Consider the following 10,422-nt stretch of genomic DNA (forward strand, 5'->3'; position numbering starts at 1 on the left):
TATGCTCATTCAAGCTCAACAACTGGAAAAAACCGTAGACACCTCTGAGGGTCCATTACAGATTCTGCAGCCAATTAACGTCAGTATCAATGCCGGCGAGACTGTTGCCATTGTTGGTGCGTCAGGCTCTGGCAAATCAACGTTGCTGTCGCTGCTTGCGGGGTTAGACCTCGCATCCTCCGGAGAGGTTCTTATAGAGAACGAAAAACTGAGCGAATTGGATGAAGAGCAGCGCGCGAAAGTTCGTGCTGATAAAGTTGGCTTTATTTTTCAGTCGTTCCTATTGGTGCCAAGTTTAAGTGCTCTGGAAAACGTCATGTTACCCGCTGAACTGGCGGGTCATAAAGGCGCAGAGAAAGAAGCCCGCGAACTATTAGCCAAAGTTGGGCTGGAAGATCGCTGGCACCATTACCCAAACCAGCTGTCAGGCGGTGAACAGCAACGGGTTGCTATTGCGCGTGCGTTTGTCGGTCAGCCAAAAATTCTGTTTGCCGATGAACCTACCGGTAATCTTGATGCTAAAACCGGTGGTAAGGTCGAAGAATTACTATTCGACCTCAACAAAGACTATGGCACAACATTAATAATGGTGACGCATGACCAACAGTTAGCGAAACGTTGTCAGCGCGTGCTGCAAATGGAAGCTGGGCAGTTATCGGAGGCGACACAGGATGTGGCATAAAATTTCGTTTCGTTTGCTTAAGCAGGAGCTGAAACGAGGTGAGCTGACAATTATGGCGCTGGCAATTATCTTGTCGGTTACCGCCGTGTTGTCTCTTTCTATTTTCAGTGACCGCCTACAAGCCGGACTGACTGAACGCAGCAGTGAATTCTTAGCCGCGGATCGTGTTTTGAGCTCACGTCGTGACATACCCCAGGAATGGCTGGATCAAGCCGGACAAATGAAACTCCAAACGGCTTGGAAAGTCGTGTTCAACTCCATGGCGTTTTCTGGCGAGAATATGACCCTGGTGGATGTCAAAGCGGTCAGTGACGGTTACCCATTACGAGGTGAGCTAGAAATCGCAGACCAGCCGTTTGGGCAAGGGTATGTGGCTGAAGGACTTCCCGCCGAAGGTGAGGCTTGGGTTGCATCGCAGTTGTTTCAGGCACTGCAGTTAGACATTGGCGACTCAATTGAAGTGGGCAACAGCAGCTTTAAGGTGACTAAAGTCGTCACTTACGAGCCTGATGTCGGTTTCTCGGTCTTTACTGACAGCCCAAATGTCATTATTCGCCATTCTCAGCTAGAAGAAACGGGGCTCATTCAACCGGGTAGCCGTGTGCGTTTTAACGTACTAATGGCTGGAGAACCAGGCGCTATTGATGCTTACGAAGACTGGCTGTTACCTCGACTCAATGACGACACCCACAGTTGGCGTAGTATTGAAGATGGTGATAGCCCGTTATCGCGTTCTTTAAATCGAGCTGAGCGCTTTATGATGCTGGCAAGCCTGCTCGGTGTGGTACTGGCCGCAACAGCGGTGGCAGTAGCAGCGCAGCGTTATTGCCAGCGAAACTATGATGTGGTCGCTATTTTTAAAACCTTAGGGGCTGATAAAAAACAAATACGCCGTATTTTCATTCTGCACTTGCTGTTATTAACCGCAGTGAGTGTTGCTATTGGTATGTTGCTGGGCTGGGCTATTCAGTACTTTGTGATTGAGTGGGTCTCTCAAAAGCTTGACGCAACCTTACCGCAATCCGGTTGGCAACCATACGCACTGGCGGCAGCAACCGGTGTTATCAGTGCTGTTATGTTTACTTTGTATCCGCTGTTTCGCTTGGTGGCGATTCCGCCATTGCGTGTATTGCACCGTCAGTTAACCGCGGGTAACGCTATTCGTTGGTTGCAGTGGGTATTGAGTGGCGGAACCATTTACGCACTGCTGGTAATTTACAGTCAGCAGTGGTGGCTCTCGACGGCTTTGTTCGCGGGGGGAGCCGTCGCAGCAGTCATTTTACTGGGGCTGGGGCGTTTATTTATTACGGCAAGCCGCAAGGCGGGGATGCAGGCTGGTAGCAGCTGGCGCCTCGCAATGGCAGGTTTGCAGCGAAGAGCCGCGCAAAACAGCGTACAAATGCTGAGCTTCTCAACAGCTATTATGTTGCTGTTATTAGTGATTGTTTTACGCAACGACTTACTGGAAGACTGGAAACGACAGTTACCAGCAGACGCTCCGAACTACTTTGCCATTAATATTGCCCAGGACAATGTTGATGATATGCAGGCAATGTTCGAGCGTGAAAATATTCCGTCGACTGATCTCTACCCTATCGTGCCGGGGCGTTTAACTCATATTAATGGTGAAAAACTTCATGACGAAGTGACCAAGGAAGATCGTGAAGACGACGAAGCAGAAGGACGCGAGGGCATTGGTCGGGAGCTGTCGCTGACATGGCGCGATACCTTACCACCTAACAACGAGCTAACAGCCGGTGAGTGGTGGGGCGATGACGCAAAACCTCAGGTGTCTGTTGAGCTAAATGTGTCAGAACGACTGGATATTAAAGTGGGTGATGAACTACGCTTTAATTTAGGTGGGCAGGAGTTTACAGTGCCGGTGACCAGTTTGCGAAAAGCCGACTGGAACACGCTGCAGCCGAACTTTTACATGATATTCAACACCTCGACATTGGAAGACTTTCCGGCGACATATATCACCAGCTTTAGGTTAGGCGAAGAGCGCAAGAGTGAGCTTTATGAACTCTTTAAGCCTTTCCCACAAACGTCGTTGATTGATCTGGATGCGATGATTGATCAGATACGTGAGGTGATTGGGCAAGTAAGTCTGGCGATAGTGTTTGTGTTGGTTCTCGTGATAATCGCTGGTTCACTGGTCTTGGTTGCACAGGTTCAGGCGAGCATGGAAGAACGGCAGAAAGAACTTGTGATTCTGCGGACGCTGGGTGCGCCCGGTAAATTATTGAGTCGTAGCATTACTTACGAGTTTTTGGTGTTGGGTGCTATTAGCGGATTAATAGCCACACTGGCGATGGAAATATCCTTGTTCATATTGCAAAACCAAGTATTTAACATGATGCCGGTAATCCATTGGAAACTATGGCTTGTAGGACCACTTTGCGGTGCTTTGGTAGTGGCTATTTTAGGTCGTTTGTCATGTTATCGCCTAATTAAACGCAATACAGCGCAACTTATCCGCAAGCTCGCGTAAGTTTGCGCCAGTGACTGACTCAGGAGGTGACCGATGAAGATTTTGATGACGGGAGGTACAGGCCTAATTGGCTCTGCGTTTATTCGCAAATACCGCAGTGATCATAAGTTCACGGTCACCACACGCGACAAAGAGCGAGCCAGGAAGCTGTTGGGCGACGATGTTAGTTTATTATCCTCAGTGGACGAGGTGGCGGATATCGGCCAATTTGATGCGGTTATCAATTTGCAGGGTGAGGGTATTGCTGACAAACGCTGGAGTGACTCTCGTAAGCAAGCGTTAAAAGACAGTCGTTGGCAAGTTACAGAAAAGATAGCTTCCTTAATGAATGCTGCAGAAGCTCCGCCTAAGGTGTTTCTGAGTGGCTCTGCGATTGGCTATTATGGCCCGAGAGACTCAGAGCCTGTCAACGAAGAGGGCAAGCCCGAGCACACGGACTTCGCGGTGACGTTGTGTCAGGAGTGGGAGCGTAGGGCTTTAGCGGCTGAAAAGGGCACTCGCGTTGTATTGCTTCGCACAGGCGTGGTGCTGGCAAAAGGTGAAGGTGCGTTAGCGAGAATGATCCTTCCATACAAAATCGGTTTAGGCGGACCTTTAGGTGAAGGTAAGCAAATGATGTCCTGGATACAACTTGAGGACATGGTTCGGGCCATCCAGTATTTACTGCAGCACGACAATTTATCGGGCCCCGTTAACATGACCGCTCCGGGGCCGGTTACCAATGAAGCCTTTAGCCGTACTTTGGCGTCGGTATTGAATAAACCACACTTTATGAGAGTCCCCGCATTTGTGCTTAAGCTTGGCTTGGGTGAAATGTCGTCGATGTTGCTTGAAGGGCAAGCTGTGGTGCCGGACAAACTGCGGAACCATGGCTTTGAATTCAAGTATCCAACCGTGCGCGAAGCTTTTCAGGTGAGTGTTTAAATCTTTACGACGTCTTTTTATTTCCTTAACAGACAGGGTTTTCGGAACTCAGTAAGATTAAGGAATGAAAACAAAAAACACACACTCCGTTAAAAAACTCATGTTCGGCACCAGTTTATTGATGCTGGTGCTGAGTGGCTGTAGCTCCATTCCGGCGAAGAGTCCCGGTAACTTAATTGGTAAACAAGAGTCAGGAAAGGCGTCTTATTACGCCATGAAATACCAATTCAGGACCACCGCCAGCGGTGAGCGGTATAACCACTTCGCAGACACCGCCGCTCACAGAACCTTGCCATTTGGCACCAAAGTTCGAGTCACCAATATCGCTAACAATAAAAGCGTCGTGGTTAAAATTAATGATCGAGGCCCCTTTATTGACGGCAGAATCATCGACCTATCGCGCTCTGCCTTTGGCGAAATCGCCGACTTGGATGCCGGGATTATTGAAGTGACTACTGAAGTGGTTCAGTAACCTTATTTGGCAACTTACTTGTTCATTAACTGCTCAATGGCGAGCTTTAAATCACCGACAAGATCATCGCTTTCGCGGAATCCATTGATCAGAATTTTGTATTTGCCATTCACTATTAGCGTTGGTGTGCCGGTAATGTTTTTATCGCGGGCGTCTTTGTCCATTTGTTTTGCGCGAGCCATAACGGAAAAGCTGTTATAGCCACGCTCAAAGTCCTGTTCAGAAACTCCGGCTTGAACAAAGATGTCTTTGAGCTTGTCCTGTGTATCAATTGACTGACGTTGCCCGAATTGCTGCTTAAAAATGCGTTCGCTAATGGCCTGCTCTTTGTTCAACATTAAGGCAAGTGCATATGCTTGGGTCATTTTTCTGCCCATGCCAGGTTTAGGACTCAACCCTGAAGTATGTGACTTTTTGAAAGCACTGGGATAAGTCGATGCCAACTCTTTTGCGAGAGGCTCGAAACGATAACAGGCCATGCAATAAAATGAGAAATATTCAATAACTTCAGGTTCTTTTGAAGCAGGACCATCCAGAACTTCGTAGTGCTCATTCTCGGAAAACTCTTTAGCTTGTATTGCTGCTGCTATGCATAGAGCACAAATTAATGCTGCTATTCTGACTAACATAGTGAACTCCGTTTCTTTTTATTTTTGTTGGTAGTGAGTATTACAGCTAATCCGCAGAAGTACAATTGGGGGCTTACCAACCCATAATGCGTTGCCAGGTGTTATGTGAACCATCACTCATTAGTACGTGGTAAAGCGGATGCATGGCGGCGGTTGCACAGGCGTGGTTGGGCAATATGCGCAATTGCGAGCCAACGGGAAAGTCGTCTAGTTGGTAAACGTCGTTTAATTCGATAACGCCGTGCTCTTGCGATGTGCTGTTAACGCGTAAGCCTTCCAGCAGAGAACCGTCTACTTTACAGACTTGTCCGTAGCCAAAATCCTCATCCTGGCTCGCGGTACCGCGATCACGTGACAGTGCCATCCAACCGCTGTCTGTCAGTACCCAGCCTTTCTCTTTGTTGTGCCCGATGACAGTTGTCACTACCGACATGGCTATGTCAGAAAAGTCGCACACGCCGATATTTTTCATTACTAAGTCAAAGGTAGTGTAAACGCCAGCGCGCACCTCTGTAATGTCACTAAAGTCTTCTCCATAATGAGCGGTTGGTGTTGATCCAACGCTGGTTATTGAGCAATGAATGCCAGATGCTTCTAATCTGCTTTTGGCAATGCGAACCGCATCACACTCTCGTTTAGCGAATGCTTTTAAAGCGTCTGGGGTATGACAACCGTATGAGCCACCTGCATGGGTCATAAGTCCGGTAAAGTTGTGACCAAGTTGCTGCGCAATATCAATAAGCTCAGGTGCTTCGGGCTTAATACCGCCACGGTGATCATCACTGTCTATTTCAATAAAAACAGAGAAGTCTTGTTGGTGTTTTTGTGCAAAGTCACTTACTGCCTTTGCCTGCGCTATATTATCGAGCAGGATATGAAGGTTAATACCGCGCTTACGCAGTTGAGCGACGCGGCTCAGTTTTGCCGGTGCAATGCCTACGGCGTAAAGTAGGTCGGTGTAGCCAGCTTTTGCGTAGGCTTCCGCTTCTGCCAGCGTTGATACTGTCGCGGGTCTGGTTTTATCCGCAAGTAAGTAATCGGCAGCCTCTAACGTTCGCAAAGTTTTCAAGTGAGGGCGTAAGTGACTTCCCAGTGATTCAACTCGAGTTTTTAAATGCGCGATATTGCGTTTTAGAATGGTTTCATCAATCAGCAAATAAGGCGTATCGAGGGTATCTATCCACTGGGGTACTGTCATTTAATCATCCTACTTTTTAAGAGCTTAAGAGTTCTGCATAGTGGCTTATATCGACATTGCCACCGCTAATGATAACGCCAACACGTTTGCCCCGCAGCTCATCTTTAAGTTGCTCTACAGCAGCGAAGCCGAGGCATCCCGTCGGTTCAACAACCATCTTCATTCGTTCAGCGAAAAAGCGCATGGACTCAATTAAGCTGTAATCGTTGACGGTTAGAATATCGTCGACATTATCTTGAATGATGGGAAAAGTATATTCGCCCAAATACTGTGTTTGAGCGCCATCAGCGATGGTTTTGGGTGTTTCAATACGAACAATTTCACCTTTTCGGAACGACTGCTGACCGTCGTTTCCGGCTGCCGGTTCGACACCGTAAACCTTGCAGTCAGGTGCGAAATGGCGCGCTGCTAACGCGCAGCCGGATAGCAAACCGCCGCCACCTAAACACACAAATAGTGCGTCAAGTTCTCCTACTTCTTCAAACAGCTCTTTTGCGGCAGTGCCTTGCCCTGACAAAATATGCGGATGGTCGTAAGGCGGTATGAGCGTATAACCGTGCTCCTCAGCGAGCTCTCTGCCTATTTTTTCACGGTTCTCTGTGTAACGATCATAATGAATAATTTCAGCGCCGTAGCCGCGGGTCGCGTTCACCTTCGACTTTGGCGCGTCTTCTGGCATGATGATGGTCGCTTTAATATCGAGCAACTGAGCCGCTAAGGTTATCGCTTGTGCGTGATTCCCCGAGGAAAATGCAATGACACCGGCTTTCTTCTGCGCTTCATCAAACTGCAGTAGCGCATTCATGGCGCCGCGAAATTTAAACGCGCCCATACGTTGGAAGTTTTCACATTTAAAGAAAAGCTCAGCCCCTAGCTTTTTATTTGCTGTGCGTGACGTCAACACAGGAGTCTTATGGGCGTATGGGCGAATACGCTCAGCGGCGGCAGCGACATCATCAAAACTAGGTAGTAATAGCAAAACTCCTCCTTTAAAGTACGTTCAAGAAGCCGTAAAGCAGTCCGGGAACGATGGCCAAAGTCATGTAAACGGCGTATTTATAATGCAGCTTTATGCCGGCAACAGATGCAAACATAATGCCTTTCAGTAGGGTATTACTGGCGCAGGCCAGGATGATGCCCATAACAGCCACTTCCGGAGACAGTTCATTCTGAGCCGATCGGGAAAGCGATAACGTAATAGCGTCGACGTCCATTAAGCCTGAAATAATAGCCAGGCTGTAGATACCCGCGTCGCCAAACCACTGCTTCATGGCCTCTGACAATAACAAGATAACGGCCAAAAGCACGCCAAACTGTATGGCGGTACCTAACTGTAATGGATTATTAATAGTGATATCAGAGGCATTTGAGGGAGCCTTCTGCTTTTGCTGGCGGTATATCATCACCATCACGACCAGCGCCCCTAAAAACATGAGCGTAATCGAGGGCCAGAGTATTCCCAGAAGTTGATGATTGACAACAAAGACTTCTATCAGCACTCGCGGAAACATAATGCTGCAAGCCAGTAACATGCCGCTCACATAAATAGCGGTGTGAGAGTTTCTTTTAGCAAAGCGGGCCATGGTCAGAGTAACGGCGGTGGACGACGCAAAGCCTCCGGCTATTGCGGTAATGAGCGTGCCTCTCTTTTCGCCGAGCAGTTGGGTAAATAAGTAACCAATAAATGACAGCCCGGAGATTAACACCACCATCCACCATAGCCAGTAAGGGTTTAGCGCTTGCCATGGACCGTACCCTTCGTCGGGCAGCAGTGGTAGCACCACCACGGAAATAAGCAGTAAGGTAATGCCAGAATAAAAGGCCTTAGGAGAAATACGTTTGAGTAATTTATGTAAGTTTTTCTTATGGCCCAAAAGAGCAACGACGACAGCTCCGCAGCTTAGAGCCGGTAGTGGATCGCCAGAGGCGCCCCAAATAGCTAACGCGAAAGTCAGCAACATAGAAAACTCAGTGGTGATGCCAGCGTCGTCTGAAAGCTTACTGTGGCTGATGTATGAAGCCGCAATAAGAATGGCGACAACAACAAAGCCGGTAATAATGAGCCATGCACCCCATTGTTGGGCGAGTATGGCGAAAACACCCCCACTTAAACCAATAAGGCTAAACGTGCGCACCCCGGCAACGCGAGCTCCTTCTTCGCTGTCACGACCCGACCAACCTCGCTCAATGCCTATCATCAAACCTAAAGCAAGCGCTGCCAGTAATGAAAGTGCCATTTCCATTTGATAATGCACGATCTAAGAGTCCCTGATTATTTCGTCAATACAAAGACTTTAATTGACCTCTAGGGCGTCTAGCAAGCTTTTACGCCAAAGTGATTCTTTAAATTGACTACGGAAGAAGTTGAAGTGACCAATGCCTTTGCTGTTAGTCATGTCGGGGGTTAAGTCCGTTAACGACTTTTCGGCATTTGGGTAGTGACTCAGTAAACTCTCAATATTTGAGCGCTGGAGTAGCTCGTCGTCGGTAATATGGAATGCGCGAATAGGTGCTGAAAAGCGGTCGTAACGCTCTTGTTGTTCGGCGGAGATGTTGTCAAATAGATAATCTTTGCTGCGGCACCAACGGCTCCATTGCATCATGGCTGGCGCAGGCATATCACCCACCATGTTCAAGCGTTTACCGGGGAAGTAGCCGGCTATGGGCGTACTGATAGGAGCGGCAAAATACCACAACAACCAGGATGTCCAGCGAACTTGTTTGCTAGCCTTTAACCAGTAACCCGTGCCACTGGCAACTGTGACCATTTTGTCGATACAGTCACTGTTTGGAGCTAGACCAACAATTTGACCGCCCAGGCTATGCGCCAGCCATATTAAAGGCTCACCTTGCTGGCAGGACTGGGCGTAGTCGAGCACTGACTTAATATCTAACTCGGCCCATTCAATAATGTCAGACTTGATCTGTTTTAATGGTTTATCGACGGACTGACCAATGCCGTAGTAGTCGAAAGTAATGACCCGATAGCCCTGTTCACTCAGCCAACGCGCAATGGGTTGGTAGAAACGTTGTTTTACGCCAAGGGCGGCAGCTATGACGACAGTGGCCTTAATTTCGGTTTGTGGCTCCAACCTTACACAGTGTAAGTAGCGATTATTGTCCTTGAGCTCGATACTCTTCATGTTTTTCGACATAACGACAATAGCGGGTTAGTTTGGAAGCGCAGCGATATAGGGTTTTACCGAAGCTTGTTTATAGACACCTGCTTCCCAGTATGGGTCGTCATTTGCCCATTGTTCAGCGTCTTGTAATGTGTCGAACTCCGCAATGACGACAGAACCGGTATAACCGAGTACGCCCGGGTCAAGTTCGGCTATCGCTGGACATGGACCTGCAACTAACAAACGACCATCGTTTTGCAATGCTTTGAGTCGCTCAAGATGAGCGGGGCGCGCTCGCTTACGCGCCTCCAGTGAGTCCGGGTGATCTTCTGCAAAAATAACGAACCACATTATTGTGTGTTCTCCTCATCTTCCGCATATTTGTTTATATAAATTTCAGTGCCCAAAATAAACAAAAATGTTGCAATTAAAATTCCAAAGACTTTGAAGTTGACCCAAACTTCTTGGCTCAAAAACTCAGCAATGTAGAGGTTAATAGCTGCAAGAAAAAGGCAATAAACAATCCATGAATAGGTCAGTCGGATCCAAACGAAGTCAGGTAAATCAATGTTTTTCCCACGAATTGACTGAATAGGGTTTTTCTTTTTCAGAAGTAAGCTGCCAGCCAGGAAAAGCGCTATAGCACCATATATCACTGACACTTTCATCTTTATGAACCAGTCATCATGCAGAAGCAGAGTCAGTGAGCCGAAACCAATGACAACTAAGGGCAAAACCCAGTGCCGGGTTGTCATAGGGTGGCTAATTAACTTGAGCCCGATTAACTGAACGATTGTCCCTGCCATTAAAACACCGGTTGCGACATAAATGTCCGCCAGTTTGTAGAACACAAAAAAGGCGATTATCGGTATATATTCTAATAACAGGGCCATTTACTACT

The 10,422-nt window shown here is 47.9% G+C and carries 11 protein-coding genes; 4 read left to right on the forward strand and 7 right to left on the reverse strand.

The features are described 5' to 3' along the window. The first annotated feature begins 1 nt into the window (after window position 1). From CWC33_RS09710 to CWC33_RS09725, 4 genes are all read left to right on the forward strand, one after another. Window positions 2-682 (forward strand): ABC transporter ATP-binding protein, encoded by a 681-nt coding sequence (locus tag CWC33_RS09710; protein WP_100691754.1) that lies wholly within the window; start codon window positions 2-4, stop codon window positions 680-682. After that, on the forward strand, window positions 672-3,176 hold the full coding sequence (locus tag CWC33_RS09715) for an ABC transporter permease (RefSeq protein ID WP_100691755.1): 2,505 nt from the start codon (window positions 672-674) through the stop codon (window positions 3,174-3,176). Before CWC33_RS09710 ends, CWC33_RS09715 begins: the two co-directional genes overlap by 11 nt. A 33-nt stretch (window positions 3,177-3,209) precedes the next feature. Then, window positions 3,210-4,100: a TIGR01777 family oxidoreductase gene (locus CWC33_RS09720; RefSeq protein ID WP_100691756.1), complete on the forward strand. Its 891-nt coding sequence runs from the start codon at window positions 3,210-3,212 to the stop codon at window positions 4,098-4,100. A 64-nt stretch (window positions 4,101-4,164) separates the two neighbouring features. After that, entirely contained in the window at window positions 4,165-4,572 is a 408-nt protein-coding gene (locus CWC33_RS09725) for a septal ring lytic transglycosylase RlpA family protein (protein WP_100691757.1), read from the forward strand. 14 nt (window positions 4,573-4,586) lie between these two features. Here CWC33_RS09725 and CWC33_RS09730 read toward each other — a convergent pair whose 3' ends face one another. The 7 genes from CWC33_RS09730 to CWC33_RS09760 all read right to left on the reverse strand — a co-directional run bounded on the left by CWC33_RS09730 (window position 4,587) and on the right by CWC33_RS09760 (window position 10,414). After that, window positions 4,587-5,201 (reverse strand): thiol:disulfide interchange protein DsbA/DsbL, encoded by a 615-nt coding sequence (locus CWC33_RS09730; RefSeq protein ID WP_100691758.1) that lies wholly within the window; start codon window positions 5,199-5,201, stop codon window positions 4,587-4,589. A gap of 73 nt (window positions 5,202-5,274) precedes the next feature. After that, complete coding sequence (locus CWC33_RS09735) at window positions 5,275-6,399, reverse strand: DSD1 family PLP-dependent enzyme (RefSeq protein ID WP_100691759.1); 1,125 nt, start codon at window positions 6,397-6,399, stop codon at window positions 5,275-5,277. Between the two features lie 16 nt (window positions 6,400-6,415). Next, a complete protein-coding gene (locus tag CWC33_RS09740) occupies window positions 6,416-7,378 on the reverse strand; it encodes a threo-3-hydroxy-L-aspartate ammonia-lyase (protein ID WP_100691760.1) in 963 nt (320 codons plus the stop codon). A 10-nt stretch (window positions 7,379-7,388) separates the two neighbouring features. Beyond that, window positions 7,389-8,654, reverse strand: coding sequence for an MgtC/SapB family protein (locus CWC33_RS09745; protein ID WP_100691761.1), 1,266 nt, complete (start codon window positions 8,652-8,654; stop codon window positions 7,389-7,391). Between the two features lie 39 nt (window positions 8,655-8,693). Then, window positions 8,694-9,554 carry an alpha/beta hydrolase family protein gene (locus tag CWC33_RS09750; protein WP_232709785.1) on the reverse strand — a complete coding sequence of 287 codons (861 nt, stop codon included), beginning with the start codon at window positions 9,552-9,554 and terminating at the stop codon, window positions 8,694-8,696. A gap of 15 nt (window positions 9,555-9,569) precedes the next feature. Further along, window positions 9,570-9,872: a YciI family protein gene (locus tag CWC33_RS09755; protein WP_088767807.1), complete on the reverse strand. Its 303-nt coding sequence runs from the start codon at window positions 9,870-9,872 to the stop codon at window positions 9,570-9,572. Further along, entirely contained in the window at window positions 9,872-10,414 is a 543-nt protein-coding gene (locus CWC33_RS09760; protein WP_100691762.1) for an inner membrane-spanning protein YciB, read from the reverse strand. Before CWC33_RS09760 ends, CWC33_RS09755 begins: the two co-directional genes overlap by 1 nt. Window positions 10,415-10,422 lie beyond the last annotated feature (8 nt).

Source organism: Idiomarina sp. X4 (genome assembly GCF_002808045.1).
Classification (GTDB): domain Bacteria; phylum Pseudomonadota; class Gammaproteobacteria; order Enterobacterales; family Alteromonadaceae; genus Idiomarina.